Annotated in this window: 26 protein-coding genes and 1 pseudogene; 16 read left to right on the forward strand and 11 right to left on the reverse strand. The window is 59.6% G+C overall.

What is annotated here, in order from left to right; genetic code table 11:
• Positions 1–115 precede the first annotated feature (115 nt).
• The 6 genes from KGB27_RS24100 to KGB27_RS24125 all read right to left on the reverse strand — a co-directional run bounded on the left by KGB27_RS24100 (position 116) and on the right by KGB27_RS24125 (position 3,236).
• The gene (locus KGB27_RS24100) at positions 116–454 is read right to left on the reverse strand and encodes a HopJ type III effector protein (protein ID WP_008037347.1); all 339 of its coding nucleotides are present in this window, start codon (positions 452–454) and stop codon (positions 116–118) included.
• Entirely contained in the window at positions 447–743 is a 297-nt protein-coding gene (locus KGB27_RS24105) for a DUF1244 domain-containing protein (protein ID WP_008026968.1), read from the reverse strand. Before KGB27_RS24105 ends, KGB27_RS24100 begins: the two co-directional genes overlap by 8 nt.
• A gap of 68 nt (positions 744–811) precedes the next feature.
• Complete coding sequence (gene folX / locus KGB27_RS24110) at positions 812–1,183, reverse strand: dihydroneopterin triphosphate 2'-epimerase (protein WP_008026970.1); 372 nt, start codon at positions 1,181–1,183, stop codon at positions 812–814.
• 2 nt (positions 1,184–1,185) lie between these two features.
• Complete coding sequence (gene folE, locus KGB27_RS24115; RefSeq protein ID WP_008026971.1) at positions 1,186–1,761, reverse strand: GTP cyclohydrolase I FolE; 576 nt, start codon at positions 1,759–1,761, stop codon at positions 1,186–1,188.
• Positions 1,762–1,782: 21 nt separating this feature from the next.
• Positions 1,783–2,493 (reverse strand): dihydromonapterin reductase, encoded by a 711-nt coding sequence (gene folM, locus KGB27_RS24120; protein ID WP_223556585.1) that lies wholly within the window; start codon positions 2,491–2,493, stop codon positions 1,783–1,785.
• A gap of 173 nt (positions 2,494–2,666) precedes the next feature.
• Positions 2,667–3,236, reverse strand: a complete 570-nt coding sequence (locus KGB27_RS24125; RefSeq protein ID WP_223556587.1) for an antibiotic biosynthesis monooxygenase — start codon at positions 3,234–3,236, stop codon at positions 2,667–2,669.
• Between the two features lie 211 nt (positions 3,237–3,447).
• Between KGB27_RS24125 and KGB27_RS24130 the strand changes: the two genes are divergently transcribed.
• Positions 3,448–4,407 (forward strand): MerR family transcriptional regulator, encoded by a 960-nt coding sequence (locus KGB27_RS24130; RefSeq protein WP_223434778.1) that lies wholly within the window; start codon positions 3,448–3,450, stop codon positions 4,405–4,407.
• Position 4,408: 1 nt separating this feature from the next.
• Here the strand turns inward: KGB27_RS24130 and KGB27_RS24135 are convergent, their stop codons facing one another.
• Positions 4,409–5,014, reverse strand: coding sequence for a hypothetical protein (locus KGB27_RS24135; protein ID WP_192227748.1), 606 nt, complete (start codon positions 5,012–5,014; stop codon positions 4,409–4,411).
• A 54-nt stretch (positions 5,015–5,068) separates the two neighbouring features.
• On the reverse strand, positions 5,069–5,545 hold the full coding sequence (locus KGB27_RS24140) for a PAS domain-containing protein (RefSeq protein ID WP_008037334.1): 477 nt from the start codon (positions 5,543–5,545) through the stop codon (positions 5,069–5,071).
• 143 nt (positions 5,546–5,688) lie between these two features.
• Between KGB27_RS24140 and KGB27_RS24145 the strand changes: the two genes are divergently transcribed.
• From KGB27_RS24145 to KGB27_RS24180, 8 genes are all read left to right on the forward strand, one after another.
• Positions 5,689–6,144 (forward strand): flavodoxin, encoded by a 456-nt coding sequence (locus KGB27_RS24145; protein ID WP_008026983.1) that lies wholly within the window; start codon positions 5,689–5,691, stop codon positions 6,142–6,144.
• A 223-nt stretch (positions 6,145–6,367) separates the two neighbouring features.
• Positions 6,368–7,150: a class II aldolase/adducin family protein gene (locus KGB27_RS24150; RefSeq protein WP_207285263.1), complete on the forward strand. Its 783-nt coding sequence runs from the start codon at positions 6,368–6,370 to the stop codon at positions 7,148–7,150.
• Positions 7,150–8,052 (forward strand): alpha/beta fold hydrolase, encoded by a 903-nt coding sequence (locus KGB27_RS24155; protein WP_223556589.1) that lies wholly within the window; start codon positions 7,150–7,152, stop codon positions 8,050–8,052. Before KGB27_RS24150 ends, KGB27_RS24155 begins: the two co-directional genes overlap by 1 nt.
• 399 nt (positions 8,053–8,451) lie before the next feature.
• Positions 8,452–9,363, forward strand: coding sequence for an SDR family oxidoreductase (locus KGB27_RS24160; protein ID WP_223556591.1), 912 nt, complete (start codon positions 8,452–8,454; stop codon positions 9,361–9,363).
• A gap of 495 nt (positions 9,364–9,858) precedes the next feature.
• Complete coding sequence (locus KGB27_RS24165) at positions 9,859–11,652, forward strand: DUF1302 domain-containing protein (RefSeq protein ID WP_223556593.1); 1,794 nt, start codon at positions 9,859–9,861, stop codon at positions 11,650–11,652.
• 23 nt (positions 11,653–11,675) lie between these two features.
• Entirely contained in the window at positions 11,676–13,043 is a 1,368-nt protein-coding gene (locus tag KGB27_RS24170; protein WP_223450720.1) for a DUF1329 domain-containing protein, read from the forward strand.
• 140 nt (positions 13,044–13,183) lie between these two features.
• The gene (locus tag KGB27_RS24175) at positions 13,184–15,739 is read left to right on the forward strand and encodes a LuxR C-terminal-related transcriptional regulator (protein WP_223556594.1); all 2,556 of its coding nucleotides are present in this window, start codon (positions 13,184–13,186) and stop codon (positions 15,737–15,739) included.
• Positions 15,740–15,879: 140 nt separating this feature from the next.
• Positions 15,880–16,242 (forward strand): hypothetical protein, encoded by a 363-nt coding sequence (locus tag KGB27_RS24180; protein ID WP_223556595.1) that lies wholly within the window; start codon positions 15,880–15,882, stop codon positions 16,240–16,242.
• Here the strand turns inward: KGB27_RS24180 and KGB27_RS24185 are convergent, their stop codons facing one another.
• Positions 16,243–17,037 (reverse strand): IclR family transcriptional regulator, encoded by a 795-nt coding sequence (locus tag KGB27_RS24185; RefSeq protein ID WP_223556596.1) that lies wholly within the window; start codon positions 17,035–17,037, stop codon positions 16,243–16,245.
• Between the two features lie 165 nt (positions 17,038–17,202).
• Here KGB27_RS24185 and hmgA point away from each other — a divergent pair, with 165 nt between their 5' ends.
• The 3 genes from hmgA to maiA are packed head-to-tail and all read left to right on the forward strand — an operon-like array spanning position 17,203 to position 20,463.
• On the forward strand, positions 17,203–18,507 hold the full coding sequence (gene hmgA, locus KGB27_RS24190) for a homogentisate 1,2-dioxygenase (RefSeq protein ID WP_008026999.1): 1,305 nt from the start codon (positions 17,203–17,205) through the stop codon (positions 18,505–18,507).
• A gap of 3 nt (positions 18,508–18,510) precedes the next feature.
• Positions 18,511–19,815 carry a fumarylacetoacetase gene (gene fahA / locus KGB27_RS24195; protein ID WP_008027000.1) on the forward strand — a complete coding sequence of 435 codons (1,305 nt, stop codon included), beginning with the start codon at positions 18,511–18,513 and terminating at the stop codon, positions 19,813–19,815.
• Positions 19,816–19,827: 12 nt separating this feature from the next.
• Positions 19,828–20,463, forward strand: a complete 636-nt coding sequence (maiA, locus tag KGB27_RS24200; RefSeq protein WP_223556597.1) for a maleylacetoacetate isomerase — start codon at positions 19,828–19,830, stop codon at positions 20,461–20,463.
• 445 nt (positions 20,464–20,908) lie between these two features.
• On the opposite strand, the gene KGB27_RS24205 is transcribed toward maiA, so the two are convergent.
• Complete coding sequence (locus tag KGB27_RS24205; protein WP_008025317.1) at positions 20,909–21,712, reverse strand: SirB1 family protein; 804 nt, start codon at positions 21,710–21,712, stop codon at positions 20,909–20,911.
• A gap of 172 nt (positions 21,713–21,884) precedes the next feature.
• Here KGB27_RS24205 and KGB27_RS24210 point away from each other — a divergent pair, with 172 nt between their 5' ends.
• From KGB27_RS24210 to KGB27_RS24220, 3 genes are all read left to right on the forward strand, one after another.
• Complete coding sequence (locus tag KGB27_RS24210) at positions 21,885–22,904, forward strand: Glu/Leu/Phe/Val dehydrogenase family protein (protein WP_008025318.1); 1,020 nt, start codon at positions 21,885–21,887, stop codon at positions 22,902–22,904.
• Between the two features lie 117 nt (positions 22,905–23,021).
• On the forward strand, positions 23,022–23,837 hold the full coding sequence (locus KGB27_RS24215) for a hypothetical protein (protein ID WP_223556598.1): 816 nt from the start codon (positions 23,022–23,024) through the stop codon (positions 23,835–23,837).
• A complete protein-coding gene (locus KGB27_RS24220; protein ID WP_223434769.1) occupies positions 23,834–24,265 on the forward strand; it encodes a hypothetical protein in 432 nt (143 codons plus the stop codon). Before KGB27_RS24215 ends, KGB27_RS24220 begins: the two co-directional genes overlap by 4 nt.
• Before the next feature lie 164 nt (positions 24,266–24,429).
• On the opposite strand, the pseudogene KGB27_RS24225 reads toward KGB27_RS24220, so the two are convergent.
• Positions 24,430–24,669 (reverse strand): annotated as a pseudogene (locus tag KGB27_RS24225) (YebG family protein); the annotation flags it as partial.
• A 371-nt stretch (positions 24,670–25,040) separates the two neighbouring features.
• Between KGB27_RS24225 and KGB27_RS24230 the strand changes: the two are divergent.
• The gene (locus KGB27_RS24230; protein WP_008025322.1) at positions 25,041–25,541 is read left to right on the forward strand and encodes a phosphate-starvation-inducible protein PsiE; all 501 of its coding nucleotides are present in this window, start codon (positions 25,041–25,043) and stop codon (positions 25,539–25,541) included.
• Positions 25,542–25,573: the final 32 nt, after the last annotated feature.

Genomic DNA, 25,573 nt, shown 5'->3' on the forward strand with positions numbered 1-25,573 from the left:
ACACGAAACCCTGTAGGAGCCGGCTTGCCGGCGATGGCGTCTTCGAAGGCGATACACGACTCGAGGGACCCATCGCCGGCAAGCCGGCTCCTACAGGGGCGGTGTCAGTCAGAAATCAGCGGCGGGTCAGGGGTTGCTGGGTGAACTTCACACCGGCCAGGCCATGGGCAATCAACGCGCGGATGTTGCCGTGATCGCTGCCTTCGGGGGTGGCCACGACGGAGCGGTAATGCTCGCCGAATGCCAACAGCGCTTCTTCATCGCTCAACCCTTCCAGCAGCGCCAGACCCAGGGTCTTGCACGAACCTTCGTTTTGCCCGGCGGCGTTTTCCACGCCGCCGTTGTTGAACGCCTGTGGCTGGTAGTCATAACCGGCGGCGATGAAGGCCAGGGTGTCGGCAAAAACGTGTTCGCCGCTCTTGAGGCTGGCGCGCAGGGTGTTCAAATCACTCATTGGGTTTTCCTTTGGCGAACGCTGCTTGTTGCTCGGCGCTGGCTTCTTGCTGATATTGGGCTTTCCACTCGGCGTACGGCATGCCGTAGACGACTTCACGGGCGTCGTCGAGGCTGACCTCGATCTGACGTTCGTCAGCCGCGGCCTTGTACCATTTGGACAGGCAGTTGCGGCAGAAACCCGAGAGGTTCATCAGGTCGATGTTCTGCACATCCTTGCGGCTGTCCAGGTGCGCGACCAGCCGGCGGAAGGCGGCGGCTTCAAGTTCGAGGCGTTGTTGGTCAGTCATGATGGGCTCTGTGTTACTCAGTCGTGCGCGAGATAATAAAAGTCTGGCGAGCAATGCGCCAGACGCGGTCAGCGGCTCGCGGCCAGGGTGATCGACACTGACTCGGCGAAACGCAGGGCGTGGGGCTTGTCGACTTCGACTTCGGCGTACAGCACCGACTCATTGGCCATGACCAGATCGAGAATTTCCTGGGTCAGGCGTTCGAGCAGGGCAAAGCGATTGCCTTCCACGTGAGCGATGATCGCTTTGGTGATGGTCCGGTAATTCAGCGCGTGATCGATGTCGTTGTCACGCACCGCTTCCTGGGCTGCATACAGGATCGTCAGGTTGATCAGCACGTCCTGCTTGTTGAGGATTTCATCCTCGTTGATCCCGATGAACGTCCGCAGGCACAGGTCCTTGACCCGGATGCGTGCCATTCCTGGTTGAAGTTGTGGCATTGCTACTTGCTCCGTCCAATCAATTGCAGGAACTCCTGACGGGTGTTGCTCGACTCGCGGAAGGCGCCGAGCATCACCGAGGTGTTCATGGTCGAATTCTGTTTCTCGACGCCGCGCATCATCATGCACATGTGCTGTGCCTCGATGACCACCGCGACACCGGCGGCACCGGTCACTTGTTGCACCGCGTCGGCGATCTGCCGGGTGAGGTTTTCCTGGATCTGCAGGCGACGGGCAAACATGTCCACCAGCCGTGCAATCTTCGACAGGCCCAGCACTTTACCCGTTGGAATATAAGCCACATGCGCCTTGCCGATGAAGGGCAGCAGGTGATGTTCACAGAGTGAGTACAGCTCGATGTTGTCGACAATGATCATTTCATCGTTGTCGGAGGCGAACAACGCGCCGTTGACGATTTCTTCGACACATTGCTCGTAACCATGACACAGGTACTGCATGGCTTTGGCTGCGCGCGCCGGGGTATCGAGCAGGCCTTCGCGGTCGGGATTTTCACCGAGACCGATGAGGATCTCGCGGTAGTTCTGGGACAGGGCGTTCTGGGGCCGGGATAACGTCATGAAATATCCTCGCGGGGCAACTTACTTGAGGTGCCGCCCGCCGTTGACGGTCAGGGTCGTGCCGGTGACATAAGGGTTGTCGAGCAAATAACGCAGGCTTTGGTAGATCACGTCGCTACCGGGTTCGATACCCAATGCGGATTTGGCCAGAGCCTTGGCGCGGTACGCCGCGTCGTCGTCAGGGTTGAACAGTAGCAGGGCAGGGGCGATGCCGTTGACCTTGATGTCAGGCGCGTACTTCGCCGCGAAGGACAGGGTCAGGCTGTCGAGCCCGGCTTTGCTGGCGCAGTAGCCGATGTGCTTGCTGCTGCCCTTGCGCGTGACGTCATCGCTGATGTGCACGATGTCCGCCGGGGTCGAGCGTTGCAACAAGTCGGCACAGTGCAGGTTGATCAGGTAGGGCGCCAGCATGTGCACGCTGAACATGCGGGTAAACGCTGCGGCGTCGGTGTCCGGCGTTTCGGTCAGCCATTCGGATGCGTTGTGGATGATCGCCCGCAGGCAGTCGGTGTGGGTTTTCAGTTCGCTGATGAAGGCGAGAATCCCGCCCTCGCTGGAAAAGTCGGCGAGGATTGCCGTTGCCCCCAGATCGCGCAATGCCTGTACGCCTGGGCGTTCAGTGCGATAGCTGAAGATCAGCGCATGGCCGTCTTCGAGCAATCGCTGCGCGCAGTGCAGGCCGACACGCTGGCCGGCACCGGTGATGAGGATCGGGGCGGATGAAGAGGTCATGAACGGCTCGCGTCGCGGTAAGAGCAAAACTATACCAGCGACGAGCCGTGAGGTGGCTTTTGTAGGAGCGTGCGGCGCGGCGATCCGACTTGCCCGCGAAAGCGGTGTAACAGTCGACAAAATATGTTGAACGGTACATCGCTTTCGCGGGCAAGCCTCGCTCCTACAAGGGCTCAGTGATTTTGGGAGGACGGCTCGGCGGGCAACCGTCGTTGCGGTGTACTTTGCAGCCAACCTGCCAACAAACGGGTCGACAGCGGAATAAAGAGGTAGACCATCAACGGCGTCAGACACAGTGTGCTGATGAACACCCGAGGCAACAGGCTCATTTCGCCGAGCAACGGCCCCAGTACGAAGTTGAACAACAACGATACCGGGAAGAACGCCAACCAGATTGCCACTGCCTGTTTCCAGCGAGGCGGACGTGCGCCGGCAGCACCGAACCAGCCTTCGATGCCGCTCACGCGATGTTCCGTCTTATGTGCAAACAAGTCGCTGCCGCGCGCGAGCCAGGCGGTACGCGAGGCTGAATGCTCCCAGGCGTGCATGGTCTGCGCGTTGGCGAAGCGGAAAATGATCTGGAATTCGTCATCGTCGGGCGGCGGGGCGAGCACGCCTGAGCCGAGATAACCCTGGAAGTCGGTGGCCAGTTGTTCGCCTTCGCGCAACCAGGTCATCAGGTCCTGATAACGCCCATCGGCGACGCGGCGCGCAACCATCAGCGTGACGGGGGAGGTAGACATTATGTATCTCCGTATGACAATTGCGTTACTCCGGATAGGAGTTTCGCCAGGCGCAGCGCCGGGGTGATGGGCTGCGTCTCGGAACAAGCAAGGATTAGTCCGGATTCTACAGGTTATGGCAGCGACAATCGTCGTTCATCAATGTATTGAATGGTGATGGGACAAGAGAGGTAGAATGGGATCCAATTTATGCGCGGACGTTGATTGCCCTATGCCTGTCTTGACTGAAGATGTCGCTGGTTTGCCGCGTGCTCTTTCCATAGAAAAGGAAGAACTGTTTCCGATCCGTGAAGTGTCACGGCTGACGGGCGTCAATCCGGTCACCTTGCGGGCGTGGGAGCGACGTTATGGTCTGATTCAGCCAATGCGCACCGAAAGCGGGCATCGCTTGTACGCAATGACCGATATCGAGCGGGTCCGCAGCATCCTGGGCTGGATCGAACGTGGCGTCGCCGTCAGCAAGGTCGGCAAGATACTGGCCAAGACTGCCCCGCTTCAAGCGTTGTCGCATATCATTCCCAACGAACTGGTGCAGGCTGACTACGCGCAGTGGCAGGAACAAGTCAAAGCGGCGGTGAGCGTGTTCGATGAGGTGCAACTGGAGCAGGTCTATGGGCAGATCTTTTCCAGTTACCCCCTGACCGTGGCGTTTCAGGACATTCTGATGCCACTCTGGAAGCAATTCCTGCAACGTCAGGAAGTGTTCGGCCAGGCCAGCGAGTGGCTATTCCTGGACGGTTTTTTGCGTTCCCGGGTATTACAGCGGCTGCTGCTGGTGCGCGTCATGCAGCCACGGCGCGTGATTGTCTGTCCCCTGAACGATCAATGTCGTGAACTCGAACTGTTGGTCACGGCGTTGTTTTTGAGCAGTGTCGATTCGGCCATTCAATTGCTGGCGGTTGGTCAGCCCTTTGATGAACTGGCGCTGGTCTGCGAAAGGGTCAAGCCCCAGGCGTTGGTGCTGTTTTCCAATCACGCGCCGACCAGTGATTTGCCGCGACGTTTGAATCGTCTGGCGATGAGCCTGGATTGCCAGTTGATGCTGGCCGGTGACGCGTCGGAACTGTCGCAGGAGAGCCTGGACGGATCGTCCATCGGCTGCCTGGGTAACGAAGGAGTGGTGATGCGTCAGCGCCTGAAACAGTTCCTGGCAGGCAACCTGGATACCTGAATCACAGATGCAGGGTCGGGTGGGTCAGTCGATGCTGCTGAAGGATGTACTGGCGAAGGCGCTCGGTTTCATCCTTGTCGCTCTGACTCAACTGATAGGCAAAGAAGCCGTTCTCGGTTTCTCTCTCGAAGGTGCCGCGCAACGCGATACGTTCATAGCCTGACGGGCTGAACCACAACGCGAAATGCTTGGGCGGTTTGGTCTTGTTGCGAACTTCCAGCAAAACCCCTTTGAACGACACTTCATGCACCCACATCGTGCCGGGATGGCCGGCGGCATTTTCCAGGGCGACCGGTTCTTCGAGGAGCAGGCGCCATGGCCGGACCAACGGTCCGTCTTCATAAATGCTGGGGACGCCGAGGCGTAAATGCAGCGCGTGAAATTCGTCTTCCACCAGGTGCAGCGGGAAGGTCATTTGCTGATTTTCGAAGTTGGCCTGGATCGTGACTTGCTCATGAGCAGCAAGGCGCGTGAGCAGGTCACGGATTTGCGAACCACCATTTACAAGCAGACTCGACGTCGCATCCCGCACATTGAGTTGCGGGTTGTGTTGCATGGTCTGGATAAAATCCAGCTCATCCTGGGTCAGGAGTGCGTCGCGCTGCATGATGGGCTCGAAAGGAAAAGTAACAAAGTCATCGGTGATTGTAGTTAATGACAATCAATTCTCGGTTTTGTTTGCGCCGTTCGTCGGTTTGAGCGCGGCGAGCTCGGCCTGAAGCTCTGCCACTTGCGCTTCAAGCTGCGCTACCCGCTGCTGCGCCTTGACCTGCACGGTGACGTCCTTTTGCACGCCGACAAAATACGTCTGACCGTCACTCGGGTTTTTCACCGTAGAAAGCGACAGCTCATTCCAGAAGGGCGTGCCGTCCTTGCGGTAGTTGCGCAGGATTTCCCGGCAGGAGCCGCCACTGCTCAACGCATTGCGAATCAAGGGCAGCGCTTCCTGGTCGCGGTCACCTGATTGCAGAAAGCGGCAATCCTGGTAGAGGATTTCTTCGCTGGTGTAACCGGTCAACCGTTCGAACGCCGGGTTGACGTAAATCAGGATGTTGTCGTGTTCACCTTCTTTTTCGGCAATCACGATGCCGTCGTTGGACGCGTCAATCACCATTTGCAGCAGTTGTGCGTTGATCATCGGAGAATCCTTTCCAGATTGATTGAGCGCAGCATTCTAAAAGAACTCTAGCGGCCTTCAATGCTTAATGAGAGCTAATCGCAGCTTTTTTGCTGTGGCTGTTAATATCCCTCATCTTTTTACTCAGCTTCAGGATCAGATTGATGAAAGTCGCCATCTTTTCGGGCTCGGTGTACGGCACGGCTGAAGAAGTCGCTCGCCACGCTGCGAATATTTTGAAAACCGCGGGCTTCGAAACCTTTCACAACCCGCGCGCTAGCCTTGCCGATGTTCAGGCGTTTGGCCCGCAAGCCTTTCTGGCAGTGACTTCGACCACGGGCATGGGCGAACTGCCGGACAACCTGCAACCGTTGTATTTCGCCATTCGTGACCAATTGCCGGCCGCCTGGCGTGGTTTGCCGGGCGCGGTGATCGGCCTGGGCGATGCGAGCTACGGCGATACGTTCTGCGGCGGCGGTGAGCTGATGCGCGAGCTGTTCGGCGAACTGGGCATCCGCGAAGTGCTGCCGATGCTGCGCCTGGATGCCAGCGAAAGCGTCACCCCGGAAACCGATGCCGAACCCTGGCTGGCGGAACTCGTCACCGCTCTGCGGGGCTGACTGGCCATTCGCGCAGCAAGGCGAGCCAGGATTGTGCCGATTCGGGGCTGCGGAATCGGTTCGCGGCCCCCTTGTTGGCGGCGGTACTTTGACATGGATCCAAGCTGTCTGGCGCAGTGACTCGCTAGGTCATCAAGCTGGCTGCCAATGCAACTACATGAACCCCGGGGGCTGACTAGACTGCTAAACGTGAGCAAAACAATAAGAACAGGAGTTCCTTGTCGTGAGCGTAGCCCCCGTCCAATCGCCCCACAGTGTCAAAGACCAGGTCAGTGCCGCCGAGTGGCAGACCCGCGTCGATCTGGCCGCCTGTTATCGTCTGGTCGCCCTGCATGGCTGGGATGATCTGATCTTCACGCACATCTCCGCCAAGGTGCCAGGCACTGAAGATTTCCTGATCAACCCGTTCGGGTTGATGTTCCACGAAATTACCGCTTCGAGCCTGGTCAAAGTCGATCAGGCCGGCAACAAGCTGATGGACAGCCCTTACGAGATCAACCCGGCGGGCTACACCATCCACAGCGCCGTGCACGAAGTGCGGCACGATGTCGTCTGTGTATTGCACACGCACACGGCGGCCGGCGTTGCGGTGTCGGCGCAGAAGCAAGGCGTTTTGCCGATCAGCCAACAGTCGCTGTTTGTTCTGTCGAGCCTGGCGTATCACGCCTATGAAGGCGTTGCGCTGAACCACGAAGAGAAGGCACGGCTGCAGGCCGACCTCGGTGAAAACAATTTCCTGATGCTGCACAACCATGGGCTGCTGACCTGCGGCGGCACCATCGCCGACACGTTCCTGATGATGTTCACCTTCCAGCGCGCCTGCGATATCCAGGTGCTGGCGCAGAACGGTGGTGCGGAACTCATCGCCATCGAACCGCAGATTCTGGCGGGCGCCAAGGCGATGATCGCCGGCGTCACCAAAAGTGCACAAGGGATGGGCGGCGCACTGGCCTGGCCGGCGCTGCTGCGCAAACTCGATAAACAAGACGCGGGATATAAACTCTGATGCCTCTCGCCGAGATCCCCCTGTGTGTCTGGCGCAAGCGCAGCCAGACGTTCGACTTTCGTGATCAGACGGTACGTTACTGGACGGCGGGGCAGGGTGAGCCGCTGTTGCTCATTCATGGCTTCCCGACCGCCAGTTGGGACTGGCACTACCTGTGGCAGCCGCTGGCCCAGCGTTATCGGGTGATTGCCTGCGACATGCTCGGTTTCGGCGATTCAGCCAAACCGGTGGATCATGAATACAGCCTCTTGGAGCAGGCCGATCTGCAACAGGCGTTGCTGGAACATTTGAACGTCGAGCAACCGGTGCACGTGCTTGCCCACGATTATGGCGACAGCGTGGCTCAGGAACTGTTGGCCCGGCATTACGAGGAACGCATTCACCTCGCCAGTTGCGTGTTCCTCAATGGGGGGCTGTTTCCTGAAACCCATCGCCCGGTGCTGATGCAAAAACTGTTGCTCAGCCCGTTGGGCTGGATGATCGGCCGCGCGTTTTCCCGTGATGCGCTGGTGAAGAGTTTTCGCCATATCTTCGGACCGCAGAGCCGTCCTACCGAGAGTGAGATGGATGATTTCTGGAGCCTGATCGACAGCAATCACGGGCCACGGATCATGCACAAGCTGATTGCCTACATCCCCGAACGTCGGGTTCAGCGCGAGCGTTGGGTGAGTGCCATGCAGCGCGGCGAAGTGCCGTTGCGGGTGATCGATGGCGAGGTCGATCCGATTTCCGGCGGGCACATGGTCGAACGCTATCGGGAGCTGATCCCGAACCCGGACACGGTCCTGCTGCCCGGCATCGGCCATTACCCGCAAACCGAAGCACCGGCTCAGGTGCTCAAGCATTATCTGGCGTTTCGCGACCGGCTGATTTCAATGCCGCTGAAAGTGGCCTGTTCGTAAACATCGCAGCAACCTTGCCGGCGAATGCGTCCTTGAGGGTTGTGGTGCCTGTTGGATCGCCATCGCCGGCAAGCCGGCTCCTACAGGTTTTGTGTGTTTGGTGAGGTGGTGTTCATCCCAATTCTTGCCGGCGAATGCGTTCTTGAGGGTTGTGGTGTCTGTCGGATTGCCATCGCCAGCAAGCCGGCTCCTACAGTGTTTTTGTGGTGTTTGATGAGTTTGGGGCACCCCGGTCCTGTAGGAGCCGGCTTGCTGGCGATGGGCCGTGACTCGGTCCACGCGCTCATCATCCCCCCGCCTTATCGAGCACCATTCAGCCTACCCCGTGTTCATTGTGACCGGCAGCGCCTTGCCTGAGACTCGGACTTATTGTCCCTCGGCCTGCTGGAGTCCCCCCTAATGAATGAGCCTGTGCGCTTCGAAGATAAAGTCGTGATCATCACCGGAGCCGGTGGTGGCCTGGGCCGCGCTCATGCGCTGTTGTTCGCGAAACAGGGCGCCAGGGTGCTGGTCAACGATCTCGGTGGCTCGGCGCAAGGTGAAGGTGCAAACGCTTCGGCAGCAGACCGCGTAGTCGCGGAAATCCGTGAGGCCGGCGGCACTGCCGAGGCCAACTATGACTCCGTCACCGACGGCGACAAAATCGTCCAGAACGCCCTCGACGTTTTCGGCCGGGTCGACGTAGTGGTCAACAACGCCGGGATCCTGCGGGACAAGACTTTCCACAAAATGGACGATGCCGATTGGGACCTGGTCTATCGCGTCCACGTCGAAGGCGCCTACAAAGTCACCCGCGCCGCCTGGCCTCATATGCGCGAGCAAAATTATGGTCGCGTGATCTTCACCGCATCCACCTCGGGCATCTACGGCAACTTCGGCCAGTCCAACTACGGCATGGCCAAGCTCGGCCTCTACGGCCTGACCCGCACCCTGGCCATCGAAGGCCGCAAAAACAACATCCTGGTCAACGCCATCGCCCCTACCGGCGGCACCCGCATGACCGAAGGCCTGATCCCGCCGCAAGTGTTCGAACAACTCAAACCGGAACTGGTCAGCCCGCTGGTGGTGTACCTTGCCAGCGAAAACTGCCAGGAAACCTCGGGGCTGTTTGAAGTCGGTGGCGGCTGGATGGGCAAGGTGCGTTGGGAGCGCAGCCTCGGCGCCGGGTTCGATCCACGGGTCGGGTTTTCACCGGAAGATGTGGCGGCGCACTGGCAGCAGATCTGCGACTTCGAAGGCGCAGCGCATCCAAAGGACAACATCGAGGCGCTGAAGGAAATGATGGGCAATTTGCAGAAGTATTCCCTCTGATTCCTTCGCCTCGCGCAGGGCTCGCCTGAGTCCTGCCTCCGCGCAAAACCATCGCCCATAAAAAAGGCCGCTGCAAACGCAGCGGCCAAAGTAAGACGTTGGATCAAGGAGCTACAAATCAACGTCAGTGAACACGGGGCGATGAGTCGAAACCTTCGACACATCTGAAATCTGTCGCCAATGGCGCGGACTGACCGCAGGCCATCGCTGTGTGCTGTCAGGCCGTTTGCCGTGAAAGCCCGACAAGAATAAGCGCTTGAGTCCAAAGGAAAAATAGCGATTCCAGACATGCAGTATTGCAGCCTGGGCAACAGTCTCGCGCTCATGCATCCGGCTGATGAACCTCCATCCACTTCATCCATACCTCGCGCAACTCCCCGCGCCGCAAGGCCATTCATCCTTTAGAGCTACACAACGAATACCTCCTTGGTGCGCTTATCGCTCCCGACCTGCGGCAGTAGGGTGTGGCCTTCTGTCACTCACCGGGGAAGACGCATGACAAAAACAACAATGCGCGCCATCTTCACGCCGCAGGCGCTGGCCGCTGCGGTTGCCTTGGGTTGCTGTGCCCAGGCGCAGGCCGTTTCATTCAACATTGGCGAAATCGAGGGGACATTCGACTCCTCGCTGTCCGTCGGCGCGAGTTGGGGCATGCGCGATGCCGATAAATCGCTGGTGGGCATCGTCAACGGCGGGACCGGCCAGGCGTCGACCGGTGACGACGGGCGTCTGAACTTCAAGAAGGGCGAAACCTACTCCAAGATCTTCAAGGGTATTCACGACCTCGAACTGAAGTACGGCGACACCGGCATGTTCGTCCGTGGCAAGTATTGGTACGACTTCGAACTGAAGGACGAAGACCGCGAGTTCAAGCCGATCAGCGATCACAATCGCAAAGAGGGTTCCAAGTCTGCCGGCGCGCAGATCCTCGATGCGTTCGTCTATCACAACTATTCCATCGCCGATCTGCCGGGCACCCTGCGCGCGGGTAAACAGGTGGTCAGTTGGGGCGAAAGTACCTTCATCGGCAACTCGATCAACAGCATCAACCCGGTCGACGTTTCAGCGTTCCGCCGTCCTGGCGCAGAAATCAAGGAAGGCCTGATTCCGGTGAACATGCTGTTCGCCTCTCAGGGCCTGACCGACAAACTTACCGTGGAAGGTTTCTATCAACTGGAGTGGGACCAGACCGTTCTCGACAACTGCGGCACCTTCTTCGGCGGGGACGTGGCGGCGGACGGCTGCAACACGGGATACACGGTCGCCAGTCCGGCGATTGCACCGTTGCAACCGATCGCTGCCGCCTTTGGCCAAGGCTTCCAGGTCGGCAAGGAAGGGGTGATCGTGCCCCGTGGCGGCGACCGCGACGCCCGCGACTCCGGGCAATGGGGCACGGCGTTGCGCTGGCTGGGTGATGACACCGAGTACGGCCTGTACTTCATGAACTACCACAGCCGCACACCGAACGTTGGCACCACCACCGCCGGGGCGGGGACGCTGGCACGGATACCGGCCATCGTTTCTACCGCGAACGCCATCGCACCCGGCACTGGTTCGGCCTTGGCCCAGAGCGTGATGCTCGGTCGCGGTCAGTACTATCTCGAATACCCGGAAGACATCCGCCTCTACGGCGCGAGTTTCTCCACCACCTTGCCGACCGGCACCGCATGGACCGGCGAGATCAGCTATCGCCCCAACGCACCGGTGCAGGTCAACAGCACCGACCTGACACTGGCCTTGCTCAACCCGATTGCCGGCGGCGCTGCTTCACCAATCGCCACCCGGCCAGGCGCGGACAACAAAGGCTATCGCCGCAAGGAAGTGACGCAGATCCAGAGCACCCTGACGCACTTCATCGATCAGATCGCCGGCGCGGACCGTTTGACCCTGGTGGGTGAGGCGGCCGTTGTTCACGTTGGCGGGCTGGAAGACAAAAGCAAGCTGCGTTACGGCCGCGACTCGGTCTACGGACAGTACGGTTTCCGCGGTGATACCGACGGTTTCGTCACCTCGACATCCTGGGGCTACCGCGCCCGCGCGATCCTTGATTACAACAACGTCATCGCCGGGATCAATTTCAAACCCAACCTGTCGTGGTCCCATGACGTCGCCGGTTATGGCCCCAACGGGCTGTTCAACGAAGGCGCCAAGGCCATCAGCGTCGGCGTCGATGCGGACTATCGCAACACCTACACCGCGAGCTTGAGTTACACCGATTTCTTCGGCGGTGACTACAACACCCTGGAAGATCGCGACTTCCTGGCGCTGAGCTTTGGCGTGAACTTCTGATCTGGCTGAGAAGGATGATTTCAATGCGCAAAATGATTCTGCAATGCAGCGTTCTGGCCCTGAGCCTGTTGGCCGTCGATGTAATGGCTGCGGTGTCGCCGGACGAAGCCAACAAACTCGGTACCAGCCTGACGCCGTTGGGTGCCGAGAAGGCGGGTAATGCCGATGGCTCGATTCCGGCCTGGACCGGCGGCATCCCGAAAAACGCGGGCGCGGTGGACAGCAAAGGGTTCCTTGCCGACCCGTTCGCCAATGAAAAACCGCTGTTTACCATCACGGCGGCAACCGTCGACAAGTACAAGGACAAGCTCTCCGACGGCCAGATCGCGATGTTCAAACGCTACCCGGAGACCTACAAGATCCCGGTCTATCCGACCCACCGTACAGTGGCCTTGCCAGCGGACATCTACGAGTCGGCCAAGCGCAGCGCGCTGAATGTAACGCCGATCAACGACGGCAATGGCCTGGCCAATTTCACTGGCAATCGCTACTACGCATTTCCGATTCCGAAGAACGGCGTTGAGGTGATCTGGAACCACGTCACCCGTTATCACGGCGGCAATTTGCGTCGCACCATCACCCAGGCCACGCCGCAGTCCAATGGCGATTTCACGGTGATCCGCTTCAAGGATGAAGTCGCCGTGCCTTCGCTGCTGGGGGACTTGAAACCCGGCAGCGACGACAACGTGCTCAGCTACTTCAAGCAGGAAGTCACGGCGCCGGCGCGGTTGGCCGGCAACGTGTTGCTGGTTCACGAGACCCTCGACCAGGTCAAGGAACCGCGCAAGGCCTGGATCTACAACGCCGGTCAGCGTCGCGTGCGGCGTGCGCCGCAGGTGGCCTATGACGGCGTCGGCACCTCGTCCGACGGGTTGCGCACCACCGACAACTTCGACATGTTTTCCGGCGCACCGGATCGCTATGACTGGAAGCTGATCGGCAAGAAGGAAATGTACATCCCTTACAACAGCTACAAGCTCGACTCGCCCAACCTCAAGTACACCGATGTGATCAAGGCCGGGCATATCAATCAGGACCTCACACGCTACGAGTTGCACCGGGTCTGGGAGGTTGTCGCCACGGTCAAACCCAACGAACGGCACGTGTACGCCAAGCGTCACATGTACATCGACGAAGACAGCTGGCAGGTGGCACTGGCCGATCACTATGACGGTCGCGGTCAGCTGTGGCGTGTGGCCGAAGGTCATGCCCAGTTCTACTACGATCACCAGGTGCCGGCCTACACCGTTGAAGCGCTGTACGACTTGATCGCCGGTCGCTACATCGCACTGGGGATGAAGAACGAGGAGAAGCACAGCTTCGAATTCGGCATCGATGCCAAAGCAGGTGACTACACGCCAGCAGCGCTGCGGAGTACAGGGGTGAGGTAATCATTCCTACAGGCTCTACAGAAAAAGGTGACTTTGCGGTCACCTTTTTTATAGGTGTCGATAAGTGTGTTGAATACTTCTTCAACAAGCCGTGTAGAGAGGGCTAGGGTGGCGCCACAATTATAAAAAGGCGCACCACTATGACCGCCATGACCCCGTGTCTGGACCGTCCTGGACTTCTGCCCCGTTTGTCTTCCCATCACCAGTCTCGCGAGCGGCTGATCGAGCCGTTACTGGCCTCGACCGCACGCGTGAAATTGCTCTGTGCGCCGGCGGGCAGTGGCAAGAGTGCGCTGCTGATCGAATGCCTGTTGCAGGCGCCCGAGCAGTGCCGGGTCTGTTGGTTGCCGTTGGCGGGGGCGCCGATGGAGGCTGCCGATTTTCGGCAGTGGCTGGCCCACGCGTTGGGATTGGTCGCGGCGGACGAATCCGCATTGCTGTCATCGCTGGCTCAATGGCAGACGCCGACCTGGCTGTGCCTCGATGACTATTGCCGCACGCCCAACCCGGAGCTGGACCTGCTGCTCGACCGGTTGCTGGCTATCAGCAGTCCGATGATTACCTGGTGGCTCAGTGGTCGCCGCCGCCCGCAATGCAATTGGCCACGCTTGTTGCTCGCCGATGAGCTGTACGACTGCGAGCGCGCCACGCTGGCCTTCACTCAAACGGAAATTGCCCGACTGCTGCATCACCTGGAGCCGGAGCAGGCGGCGAAACGTGCCGGCAGGATCATCGAACTCAGCGGTGGCTGGTGCGCGGGTGTGCGGATAGCGCTGCTGCAAAAATGCGACTGGTCGCGCAACGAGTCGCTGCACGGTCGGCCGGACACCCTGCACGATTACCTCGAACACGAATTGTTCGGCATGCTGACCCCGGAGCTGGCAGAAGCCTGGCGGGTGCTGGCCCATTTGCAGCGATTCAATGCGCGGTTGTGCGACCACCTGTTCGGTGCAGGCGAGGGCGCCCAATGCCTGAGCACGTTGCAGGCGTTGGGCTGCTTCATCGAGCCCTGGCAGGACTCGACCGACTGGCTGCAGATTTTCACCCCCCTCACGCAATTGATGCGCGAAGAGCAGTGGCCGGCGGGACGTTCCTGGCATCGCCGCGCTTGTCAGTGGTTCGCCGCCGAACTGGACTGGAAAGCTGCGTTTGAACAAGCCTTGTTGGCCGAAGAGTTCGAGGTCGCGGTCAGCCTGTTGCAGCATTTCAGTTTCGAGCACCTGTTCGAAGAGCAGACCGTGGTGCTGTTGTTGCGTCTGCATGAACACAAAGGCGACGAGCTGATGCTTGGCTCGCCGCAACTGGTGGGGTTGATCACCGCGGCGTTGCTGTTTGCCGGGCGGTTCGAGCAGGCGGGTGAGTGCATCGGGCATTTGTCACGCTTCGCCCCTCAGCCGTCGGCGTTGCATCAACGGCAGCTGATGGCGCGTTGGCAGGCGATGCAGGGTTGGCTCCTGCATTTGCAGGGGCGCATGGAGCCTTCGCGCGCGCATTTGCTTGAGGCACTCGACGAACTCGACCCCTCGCTCTGGACGGCTCGGCTGATGTGCCTGTCAGCGCTGACCCAGCAAGCCTTGCTCAGGGGCGAGCTCGACGTGGCGCAGGCGACCAACCGTGAGGCGTTGTGCCTGGCGCGAGCGCAAGGTTCGCTGGTGTTCGAGGGGCTGCTGGAACTCGATCATGCGCAATTGCTCGAGCAGCGTGGTGCGTCCGGCCGGGCTGAAACCCTGCTGGCCAACATGCATGGATTGCTCGTCCAGCAGCAACCGCTGGCCCAACCGCTGCTGGGGCGGATTGCCTTGCAGCGCGGACGCTTGAGCCTGTGTCAGGGACGAGAGACGCAGGCGGCCGCGTACTTCGAGAGCGGCCTGCAAATCTGCCTGCGCAGCCAGGACAAACGCGTGCTTTACGGTTTCCTCGGCCTCGCGCAATTGGCCGCCAATCGCCAGGACTACGCCCAGGCTTTTGTCCTGCTGCGTGACGCCGAACGATTGATGCAACAGCGGCGGATTCCAGACACGGTCTACCGCAGTGTTCTGCTGCAATACAGCTGCCATTTCTGGTTGCAGCAGGGCCGTCCGGATTTGGCCCATGAAGCCCTGACCCGGGTGCTGCGTCACTATCACGGAGTCCATGCTCGTCAGGCGCCGCCGGCGACGCTGGAGCTGATTCCCGGCCTTGAATACCTGCTGGTGCTGACCGAAGTGTATCGAGGGCAGGCGCCAAACCCTCTGGTGCAGCTCGAGGCTCAGTTGCACTGGGCGCGCCAACGGGGAATGGCGGGGCTGCAAGCGCAATTGCACCTGGCGCTGGCAGAAGTGGCCTGGCTGACGGGCGACACGCCTGTCGCCCGCCAGACGATGCAGGAAGGTTTGGCACTGGTCGAGCGCTGCAATCTTCAACAGGCCCTGCGCGATCTGCAATTGCGCCAGCCACGCTTGCCGGAGGCGATCGGGCGTACCGAGTCGGGTAACCCTGCTGAACCGCTGGCTTCGGTCCAGAACCGCTTGAGTCAGCGTGAAATAGAAGTGCTTGAGTTAGTCGCCCTGGGTAACTCCAATCAACAGATAGCTGATCAGTTGTTCATATCGTTACATACCGTTAAAACCCATGCGCGGCGGATCAATGGGAAGTTGGGTGTAGAGCGAAGGACTCAGGCTGTGGCCAAAGCCAAAGTTCTGGGGATTGTTGTTTGAAGTGTTCGGTGTGTTTACGTCTACATACAAGTTTTGGGGTGTACTAAATTAGTTGGGTTGTTTATAAAGTGGGCGTCGGCCCGTCAATCAGTGTTTATATTTTTTGAATGTGTTTTGGCCGACTTCCATTATTAGTAAGGATGCTATTTGTGAGTAATAATTTGCTGGAAGAAGTAAGTAAAAAGTTGACTGGTGCGTTCGGTGTTTTAGGGTATACCATTAATGTTGATGAAACTTACCTGAACTCGGTAGTGATCAACGACGAGGGAAAGCAGGTGGTTGATTACTCCGAGAGTTTGAGCTGGGCTATCATGGAACAAGTGCAGGCGGATGAGTTGCCCAGGTTCAATACTGAATACGCGGGTATTTTTTCAAAGCGATGGACTTTTGATAAAGCTGATCGCGTTGCCTATTTGGACAGCATTGATCTTAATACTGCAGGTCGTATTGTGGTTGAGTCCTACCGAGAAGCAATTAAGCGCAACAGTAGCCTGTCAGCTTAATTAACCAGTGACAACGGATGGCTCATATCCCATTCGCCAACTAACGGCCCGCGTCGCCGCCAGCAATCGCTGCGCCGCCGGGCCGTTTTCGTCGGCGTGAAACAGTGACGCCGGGCCAACGATGGTCATGACGGCCACCACATTTCCCACCGCGTTGAATACCGGGGCCGACAACGCATCGACGCCGGGCATCAACAAACCATGCACATGGTGCAGGCCGCGCTCGCGGATCTGTTCACACAAGGTCACATAAGCCTGATCGTCCGCCAACGTATGGGAATTGCTTGCAAGCACTTCCTGCTCGCGCAAATCCACCGTTTCACGCTTGGGCAGATAAGCGCCAAACACCAATCCCGTAGATGAACTGAGCAACGGCAACACAGAGCCCAATTGCGTCACCACGGTCACCGCGCGCACCGCCGGTTCGATATGCACCACGGTTGCGCCCTGATTGCCCCACACCGCCAAAAAACACGTTTCATTCAATTCATCGCGCAGTTCGGCCAAGGGCAGGGCGGCGACTTTCAGCACGTCCATACTGTTAAGTGCGGCCAACCCCACGCGCAGCGCTTCGCGGCCCAGGCCGTAATGGTTGGTGGTGGTGTTCTGTTCGGCAAAACCGCTGGCGATCAACGCCTGTAGATAGCGGTGAACCTTGCTTGCCGGCATCTGCACATGCTCGGCCAGGCGCGACAGTGAAGTCGATGGCGACAACTCGGCCAGTGCCTTGAGGATGTCGGTGCCGACCTCGGCCGAGCGGACTTTCTGTTTGTCGTTGTTGCGCGGCGTTTCCATGGAGGCAGTCTGATCCCGGGACGAATGGGCGTCTTTATAGCTTGACGGTCAATACCAATCAAATTACGTTATGCGTAATTGAATTACGATAAAAATAACCCAGGCGTGCCGAGACCTCTGCAACAGAGCGACAGGCCATTGCCTACTCCCTGTTCAGGAGGCTCCATGAACCTCGATTCAACGGCGCCCGCGCTGGCTTATCAGTCCGGTTTCGGCAATGAGTTCAGCAGTGAAGCGTTGCCCGGCGCACTGCCCGTCGGCCAGAACTCCCCGCAAAAAGCCCCATACGGCCTCTACACTGAGCTGTTCTCCGGCACCGCGTTCACCATGGTTCGCGCCGAAGCGCGGCGGACCTGGATGTACCGCATTCAGCCGTCGGCCAATCACCCGGCGTTCGTCAAACTGGATCGGCAACTGGCCGGCGGACCGTTGGGTGAAGTGACCCCCAATCGCCTGCGCTGGAACCCGTTGGACATCCCGACCGAGCCCACCGATTTCATTGACGGGCTGGTGAGCATGGTTGCCAATTCGGCGGCGGAAAAACCGGCCGGAATCAGCATTTACCATTACCGTGCCAACCGCTCCATGGAGCGCGTGTTCTTCAACGCGGATGGCGAACTGCTGCTGGTGCCGGAGCTGGGCCGCCTGCGCATTGCCACCGAGCTGGGCGTGCTGGAACTCGAGCCGCTGGAAATCGCCGTGCTGCCGCGCGGTCTGAAATTTCGCGTCGAACTGCTCGACCCGCAGGCGCGTGGCTACATTGCGGAAAACCACGGCGCGCCATTGCGCCTGCCGGACCTCGGACCGATTGGCAGCAACGGTCTGGCCAATCCACGGGACTTCCTGACCCCGGTCGCTCATTACGAAAATCTCAAGCAGCCGACCACCCTGGTGCAGAAATTCCTCGGCCAGTTGTGGGGTTGCGAGCTTGATCATTCGCCGCTGAACGTGGTCGCCTGGCACGGTAATAACGTGCCGTACAAATATGACCTGCGCCGTTTCAACACCATTGGTACGGTCAGCTTCGATCATCCGGATCCTTCGATTTTCACCGTCCTGACTTCGCCGACCAGCGTCCATGGCCTGGCCAATCTCGACTTCGTGATCTTCCCGCCACGCTGGATGGTCGCCGAAAAAACCTTCCGTCCACCGTGGTTCCACCGCAACCTGATGAACGAATTCATGGGCCTGATCAAGGGCGAGTACGACGCCAAGGCCGAAGGCTTCGTGCCCGGCGGTGCGTCGCTGCACAGTTGCATGAGCGCCCACGGCCCGGACGGCGAAACCTGCACCAAGGCAATCAACGCAGAACTCGCACCAGCGAAAATCGACAACACCATGGCCTTCATGTTCGAGACCAGTCAGGTGCTGCGCCCGAGTCGCTTCGCCCTCGACTGCCCACAACTGCAACCCCATTACGATGCCTGCTGGGCCACGCTGCCCGCTACTTTCGACCCGACCCGGAGATAACCCATGACTCAGACTTCCATCACTCGTAGCTGGGTTGCCTCCGCCAACGGCCATGTCGACTTCCCGTTGCAAAACCTGCCGCTGGGCGTGTTCAGCGTGAAGGGTTCTGCGCCGCGCAGTGGCGTGGCGATTGGCGAACACATCTTTGATCTGCAAGCGGCACTCGACGCCGGCCTGTTCGACGGTGCTGCAAAAGCGGCGGTCGAAGCCACCCGTGGCGGTCAGCTCAATGCGTTTTTCGAACTCGGCCGCGAGGCTCGTGTTGCCCTGCGTGAGCGCTTGATCGAACTGTTCAAGGAAGGCAGCACCCTGCACGGCAAGATCGAAGCCCAAGGTGCAAAACTGCTGCCGCTGGCGGCGAACTGCGAGATGCACCTGCCGGCGAAAATCAACGATTACACCGACTTCTACGTCGGCATCGAGCACGCGCAAAACGTCGGCAAACTGTTCCGTCCCGACAACCCGCTGCTGCCGAACTACAAGTACGTGCCGATCGGTTACCACGGCCGCGCATCGACCATTCGCCCGTCCGGCACCGACGTTCGCCGTCCGAAAGGCCAGACCCTGCCGGCCGGTCAGACCGAACCGACCTTCGGCCCGTGTGCACGGCTGGACTACGAACTGGAACTGGGCATCTGGATCGGCCAGGGCAACGACATGGGCGACTCGATTGCCATCGGCGACGCCGCCGATCACATCGCCGGTTTCTGCCTGCTCAACGACTGGTCGGCGCGGGATATCCAGGCGTGGGAATACCAGCCTCTGGGGCCGTTCCTGTCGAAGAGTTTCATTACCAGCATCTCGCCGTGGGTGGTGACGGCCGAGGCGCTGGAACCGTTCCGTCGTGCGCAACCGGCGCGTCCGGAAGGCGATCCGCAGCCGCTGCCTTACCTGTTCGACAAACGTGACCAGGCCGCGGGTGCCTTCGACATCGAACTGGAAGTGCTGCTGCTGACCGAAGGCATGCGCGAGCAGAACCTGCCGGCCCATCGCCTGACCCTGAGCAACACCCGACACATGTACTGGACCGTGGCGCAAATGGTCGCGCACCACAGCGTCAACGGCTGCCAGTTGCAGGCCGGCGATCTGTTTGGTTCGGGCACTTTGTCGGGGCCGGAAAACGGTCAGTTCGGCAGCCTGCTGGAAATCACCGAGGGCGGTAAGAAGCCGATCGAACTGGCTTCCGGCGAAGTGCGTAAATTCCTTGAGGACGGCGACGAAATCATCCTGCGCGCCCGTTGCAGCCGCGACGGTTTTGCCTCCATCGGTTTCGGCGAATGCCGCGGCAAAGTGCTGCCGGCGCGTTAAGAGGAATGGGTCATGGAACTCTATACCTACTACCGTTCGACCTCGTCTTACCGGGTGCGTATCGCATTGGCGTTGAAGGGCCTGGATTACCGGGCGCTGCCGATCAACCTGATCGCGCCGCCGGGCGGTGAGCATCGCCAGCCACCGTACCTGGCGATCAATCCGCAAGGCCGGGTGCCGGCCTTGCGCACCGACGAAGGCGAGTTGCTGATTCAGTCACCGGCGATCATCGAGTACCTGGAGGAACGTTATCCACAGGTGCCGCTGCTGTCCAAAGACCTCGCCGCTCGCGCGCATGAGCGCGGTGTGGCGGCGGTGATTGGCTGCGACGTGCATCCGCTGCACAACGTCAGCGTGCTCAACAGGCTGCGGCAGTTGGGCCACGATGAAGCGCAGGTGGTCGAGTGGATCGGGCACTGGATCAGCCAAGGGCTGGCGACGGTGGAACAGTTGATTGGTGATGAAGGTTATTGCTTCGGCGCTGAACCGGGGCTGGCGGATGTGTACCTGATTCCGCAGCTGTACGCGGCTGAACGTTTCAACATTTCGCTGGAGGCGTACCCACGGATTCGTCGAGTGGAGACGCTGGCCGCGACGCATCCAGCGTTCATGAAAGCGCACCCGGCCAATCAGCCAGACACTCCTTGAAAACACCACACCGCCCCCTGTAGGAGCAAGCTTGCTCGCGATGAACGATGACGCGGTGTTCCTGACTGACCGCGGCGTCTCAATCGCCAGCAAGCCGGCTCCTACAGGTTCAAATACCGCACAATTCCCTGTAGGAGCGAAGCTTGCTCGCGAAGAACGATAACGCGGTGTTCCTGACTGACCGCGGCGTTTGAATCGCCAGCAAGCCAGCTCCTACAGGGTCAAATACCGCGCAGTTTTTTGTAGGAGCCGGCTTGCCGGCGATGAACGATAACGCGGTGTTCCTGATGGTCCGCGGCGTTTGAATCGCCAGCAAGCTGGCTCCTACAGGTTCAATTGCCGCACAGTTTTTTGTAGGAGCCGGCTTGCCGGCGATGAACGATAACGCGGTGTTCCTGACGGACCGCGGCGTTTGAATCGCCAGCAAGCCGGCGCTTGCAGGTGTTCAGTGGACGATTGAGTTGGGGGGCAGGTGGCCGAGTCGTTCGGTCAGGCGGATCCGCTGGATCGGGTCGTCGCTGAGCAGCAGCGCATGCTCCAGATCGAAACGCTCGGCGTTCGGGCAGTCCAGCCGCTGGTAAAGGCTGGCCCGGGCCAGGTAATCGGAGGCACTGGCGTTGCCCAGTTCCAGCACGCGTTCGGCGTCGATCAACGCGCCAATGTAGTCATCGTGGGAAAGGTGCAACTGGCGCAGGTTGCGTGATAACCGCTGGAGCATTTGCACCGGCTCGGCCGTCAGCAAATGTTCGGCGCTGAGTTTCATGTTCGGGCCGTACTGGCGTTGCAGCAGTTCCCGGCAATCGTTGGGGTACAACCGTCGACCGCCGCAAGGGTCCAGCAGGTGATCGGCCCCCGGAACCCGCAGCAGGAAATGCCCAGGGAAGTTGACCCCGACCAAGGGGATTTCCAGGCCTCTGGCCAGTTCCAGCGCAATCAGGCCCAGGGCCAATGGCTGGCCACGTCGGCGCTCCAGCACTTTGTCGAGCAAGGCCACTTGCGGTCGCAATGGCGTGAAATCGTCCTGGGCGTATCCCAGATCATTCAGGCGTCGCAACAGCGGCTGGGCCAGCTCGCTCACCGGCAACATCGGCAAGCCGTAACTGACGCGTTGTTGCAGGTCCTTGAAATTTGCCAGTACCGCCTGCGGATCCACCTCTTTATCGTGCTCGACGGCAATCCACAGCGCCGCTTCGAACAGCGCGGGCGGTGATCGTTGCAGGCAGTCGAAAAAGCGTTGGCGGGGCGTCATCAAAATCTCCGGGACATGCCTCGTTTTAGCCTCCCCTGCGGCATTCGTCCAGTGCCGCGCAGGTTATGCCCGAAAGCCTGAATGGCGGCGCCGCTTATTCCGGTGCGCTTCTGCAAATTTTGGGCGCAAGCCTATACTGGCGACTACAAGAAGTGATTCGGGAGCCCCTACGATGTTCGCTCTCATGCAAAGCACTCGCCTTGAATCGCTGCATCTGAGCGTCGACTCGGTCACCGGGTTGAAGGCGGTCATTGCTATTCATAACAGCCGTCTGGGGCCTGCCCTGGGCGGGTGTCGTTACCTTGCCTATCCAAGCGACGAGTCCGCGGTCGAGGATGCCATTCGTCTGGCTCAAGGCATGAGTTACAAGGCGGCACTGGCCGGCCTGGCTCAGGGTGGCGGCGTGGCGGTGATTGTTCGACCGGTCCATGTGGAAAACCGCGCCGCGCTGTTCGAAGCGTTCGGGCGCTGCATCAATCAGCTCGACGGGCGCTATATCACGGCCATCGACAGCGGTACCTCAGTGGCGGACATGGATTGCATCGCCCAACAGACCCAGCACGTCACCAGCACCACTTCGGCGGGCGACCCGGCGCCTCACGCGGCGATGGGCGTATTCACCGGCATTCGTGCCACCGCCATGGCTCGCCTGGGCAGCGACAACCTCGAAGGCCTGCGCGTGGCCATTCAAGGCCTGGGCAATGTCGGTTATGCCTTGGCCGAGCAGTTACACGCTGCCGGTGCCGAACTGCTGGTCAGCGACATCGATCACGGCAAGGTGCAACTGGCCATGGAGCAACTCGGTGCTCACCCGATAGCCAACGAGGCGTTGCTCAGCACGCCTTGCGACATTCTCGCGCCGTGCGGCCTCGGCGGCGTGCTCAACAGCAATACCGTCACGCAACTGCGATGCTCGGCGGTGGCCGGTTCGGCGAATAACCAACTGACTCATCTGGATGTCGCGGATCAACTGGAACGGCGAGGCATTCTTTATGCGCCGGATTATGTGATCAATGCCGGCGGGCTGATCTACGTGTCGCTCAAACACCGTGGCGAAGAGCTGACGACCATCACCGCGCACTTGTCGAAAATCAGCTCACGGCTGACCGAAGTGTTCGCCCATGCCCAGGCTGAGAAACGTTCCCCCGCCCGGGTGGCAGACGAGTTGGCGGAGAAAGTCTTGTACCGGTAAAGGCTCGCCGCGCCCTTCACTTCGCTGGCAAATTCTAAAGACCTGACTACGCTGCAAGCGGGATGGCGCAACGCCACCCGCCCGGTTGATGAGGGCCTGCCAGCGTCTGGGGCAATCATGACTGGCGCACTGCTTTTTCGTGATTTCAAGGAGCGAATCATGTCTTCCAGTTCTTCTCTCACCTGCAATTTCACGATCAACTCCAGCCTTGATATTGGCGTGTCGTTTGTCAGCGACGATAACGGCGCCAATTACGGCGGGCAGATCACTATTTTCACCCCCGGCACCGCAGGTCCGGTGAGCACCGGTTTATGGGACAACGACGGCAACGTCTTCTTCACCCTCTACCAGTCTGAAAACCCGGCCATCAACTGCGTTATCAATTCGGGATCGACGCCCGGTACCTGGGACCCCTACGTGGAGGTCGCCCAGCAAAATGGCCTGATCTGCACCATCACCGGCCCGGTGCAACAACCCGGTGAAAACACGTTTGGTTATACCCTCAATGTCGCGCAGGGCACGGGCGTTGGTCAGGGCGCCGTTACGGGACAGGCAGCAGGATCGCCGACGCCGCAACACGTTGCGCGAATGATGCTTCCAGCAGGCGGCAAAGAGGCGTGGACGCTGATCATGCAGGGCAATACCCCGGTGCCCGACGAAATCAGTGTTGGCTCGCCGGTCGTCATGGCATGGGCGCGGTTTGACGACGGGACGCAGGTCGCCGGCGGTGTCTACAAATCGGCCACCCCGACAGACTACAACGTCAAGTTCATGTGGGTGCTGGACGCCGACGGTAATCAGTACCCCGGTTGGCCCATCGATGTCAGCGATCACGAGGACTTCCTCAACAATGGCTACCTGTTTTCACTGGCGCCTGACAGTGAAGAGGTCTACCTGCTGAACGTCGTTGAACGGCCATGGGTGAAATCATGAGCACTTCTTACACCTTCTCCGTCAGCCTGTTCGACGCGAGCGCCAACCCGAACGGGTTGCAGGTTTGGCAGAGCGGCACGTTGACGTTCGACACCGATTCGGTGACGGGCGCATTGGCGCTACCGGATTTCTACCAGGATCCGATCCCGTACGAGGGAAGCACCGTATCGCCAGCAACGTTGGCGGGCACGATCATCGAGGCCTCGGGCAAAAGTGCCGAGGCACAGATCACCTTCACGGTGACCTATAACTTTGATGGTTTCCTTTACAACGGTAGCTATGTCGGCGGTTTGATCAGTGTGCTCGACTACGCTGCGCAAGAAACGTATCTCTACGTCATCCAGGGACTTTCTCCGCAGTCGCCATGGGGTGCGTCAATACGTGGAAGCTCGACAGCTGCAGACGAGCGAACGCCGCGAACGGTTTGAGCCGCGTTTTTCGCAGGCATGAAAAAGGCCCTGAGTCATTCGACTCAGGGCCTGTTCAATTCGGCTGTTGCTTACTTCGGCGTTTTAGCGGCTTTGGCTGGCTTGGTCGGCTCAGCTGTTTCTGTCACTTCAACCTGTTCCGCGACTTCAACAGGCGCGCTCAACAGCTCGGACAACGCGTCCGGCTGACTCTTGAACGCCTTGGCGAACACATCGCGATTCTTCGCCATGTAGATCCCGGCTTCTTCCACTTGCTGCTCGGTCAGGGACGGAACGGCTTTTTGCAACACTTCAGCCAGCAATTCGGCCAGTTCGAGCATTTTGTCATGACGGTCAGCTTCGGCTTTATCCATGAACAAGCGCTCCAGATCTCGGCTGCTGCGGTATACCACTTCGACGGCCATTCACCACCTCACATGCCTTCACGATAGTTGTCTGTTTCGACCACTGTGTTTTTATACAGCGAAAAGGATAAGCGAATCCCTGCGCTTTGGGTAGTGGCTTTTTAATGTAGACCGAAATCAGCGTTTGTCAGGTGGACCGCGTTGCTCCATTCGCGGGCAAGCCTCGCTCCTACGGGCCGGTATTGCCCTGTAGGAGCGAGCGGTGCGGCGGTCCGACTTGCCCGCGAAGGCGCCCGTCCAGACACCACAAAAGTGTCCACTGGCAGCCTATCGCCATCTCACCATCAGCCTCTGGCCTTTTTTCTGCATGCAGAACAACCGTCACGTCCAACCCGCATCATCCGCTCGAACCGAGCTAAGGAAGAATCATCGTGAAAATCAACTGGGCCGAGAACCTGCGGCAGAACGTGCACCAACTGGCCGAATCCCTGGGCAATCTGTTCGTCGAGACCTTCCACTACCTGGCGTTGTTCGCCATCGGTGCGGTGACCGCGTGGGCGGCGGTGATGGAGTTTCTGGGGATGATCGAAGCGGGGCACATCAAGATCGACGACATCTTGCTGCTGTTCATCTACCTCGAACTGGGCGCGATGGTCGGGATTTACTTCAAGACCAATCACATGCCGGTGCGTTTCCTGATCTACGTGGCGATCACCGCGCTGACGCGGTTGTTGATCTCCAACGTCTCGCACCACAATCCGCCGGACCTGGGCATCATTTACCTGTGCGGCGGGATTCTGCTGCTGGCGTTTGCGATTCTGGTGGTGCGTTACGCCTCGTCGCAATTCCCTTCGGTGAAGATCGAACACCCGCAACGCAAGACCGGTGCGGGTTCCAGTGAGCATCCCGAAGTGGAGAAGGGCGAGATTTAAAACCGCATGGCGGGGCGCGGGTGGGCTTTGGT

The organism is Pseudomonas sp. BF-R-01 (genome assembly GCF_019946615.1).
Taxonomy (GTDB): Bacteria; Pseudomonadota; Gammaproteobacteria; order Pseudomonadales; family Pseudomonadaceae; genus Aquipseudomonas; species Aquipseudomonas migulae.

Excerpts from the sequence above, each read along its gene's own strand:
- KGB27_RS24100 (WP_008037347.1), bottom strand. The coding sequence starts at position 454 with ATGAGTGATTTGAACACCCTGCGCGCCAGCCTCAAGAGCGGCGAACAC.
- KGB27_RS24105 (WP_008026968.1), bottom strand. The coding sequence starts at position 743 with ATGACTGACCAACAACGCCTCGAACTTGAAGCCGCCGCCTTCCGCCGG.
- folX (WP_008026970.1), bottom strand. The coding sequence starts at position 1,183 with ATGCCACAACTTCAACCAGGAATGGCACGCATCCGGGTCAAGGACCTG.
- folE (WP_008026971.1), bottom strand. The coding sequence starts at position 1,761 with ATGACGTTATCCCGGCCCCAGAACGCCCTGTCCCAGAACTACCGCGAG.
- folM (WP_223556585.1), bottom strand. The coding sequence starts at position 2,493 with ATGACCTCTTCATCCGCCCCGATCCTCATCACCGGTGCCGGCCAGCGT.
- KGB27_RS24125 (WP_223556587.1), bottom strand. The coding sequence starts at position 3,236 with ATGTCTACCTCCCCCGTCACGCTGATGGTTGCGCGCCGCGTCGCCGAT.
- KGB27_RS24130 (WP_223434778.1), top strand. The coding sequence starts at position 3,448 with ATGCCTGTCTTGACTGAAGATGTCGCTGGTTTGCCGCGTGCTCTTTCC.
- KGB27_RS24135 (WP_192227748.1), bottom strand. The coding sequence starts at position 5,014 with ATGCAGCGCGACGCACTCCTGACCCAGGATGAGCTGGATTTTATCCAG.
- KGB27_RS24140 (WP_008037334.1), bottom strand. The coding sequence starts at position 5,545 with ATGATCAACGCACAACTGCTGCAAATGGTGATTGACGCGTCCAACGAC.
- KGB27_RS24145 (WP_008026983.1), top strand. The coding sequence starts at position 5,689 with ATGAAAGTCGCCATCTTTTCGGGCTCGGTGTACGGCACGGCTGAAGAA.
- KGB27_RS24155 (WP_223556589.1), top strand. The coding sequence starts at position 7,150 with ATGCCTCTCGCCGAGATCCCCCTGTGTGTCTGGCGCAAGCGCAGCCAG.
- KGB27_RS24160 (WP_223556591.1), top strand. The coding sequence starts at position 8,452 with ATGAATGAGCCTGTGCGCTTCGAAGATAAAGTCGTGATCATCACCGGA.
- KGB27_RS24165 (WP_223556593.1), top strand. The coding sequence starts at position 9,859 with ATGACAAAAACAACAATGCGCGCCATCTTCACGCCGCAGGCGCTGGCC.
- KGB27_RS24170 (WP_223450720.1), top strand. The coding sequence starts at position 11,676 with ATGCGCAAAATGATTCTGCAATGCAGCGTTCTGGCCCTGAGCCTGTTG.
- KGB27_RS24175 (WP_223556594.1), top strand. The coding sequence starts at position 13,184 with ATGACCGCCATGACCCCGTGTCTGGACCGTCCTGGACTTCTGCCCCGT.
- KGB27_RS24180 (WP_223556595.1), top strand. The coding sequence starts at position 15,880 with ATGCTATTTGTGAGTAATAATTTGCTGGAAGAAGTAAGTAAAAAGTTG.
- KGB27_RS24185 (WP_223556596.1), bottom strand. The coding sequence starts at position 17,037 with ATGGAAACGCCGCGCAACAACGACAAACAGAAAGTCCGCTCGGCCGAG.
- hmgA (WP_008026999.1), top strand. The coding sequence starts at position 17,203 with ATGAACCTCGATTCAACGGCGCCCGCGCTGGCTTATCAGTCCGGTTTC.
- fahA (WP_008027000.1), top strand. The coding sequence starts at position 18,511 with ATGACTCAGACTTCCATCACTCGTAGCTGGGTTGCCTCCGCCAACGGC.
- maiA (WP_223556597.1), top strand. The coding sequence starts at position 19,828 with ATGGAACTCTATACCTACTACCGTTCGACCTCGTCTTACCGGGTGCGT.
- KGB27_RS24205 (WP_008025317.1), bottom strand. The coding sequence starts at position 21,712 with ATGACGCCCCGCCAACGCTTTTTCGACTGCCTGCAACGATCACCGCCC.
- KGB27_RS24210 (WP_008025318.1), top strand. The coding sequence starts at position 21,885 with ATGTTCGCTCTCATGCAAAGCACTCGCCTTGAATCGCTGCATCTGAGC.
- KGB27_RS24215 (WP_223556598.1), top strand. The coding sequence starts at position 23,022 with ATGACTGGCGCACTGCTTTTTCGTGATTTCAAGGAGCGAATCATGTCT.
- KGB27_RS24220 (WP_223434769.1), top strand. The coding sequence starts at position 23,834 with ATGAGCACTTCTTACACCTTCTCCGTCAGCCTGTTCGACGCGAGCGCC.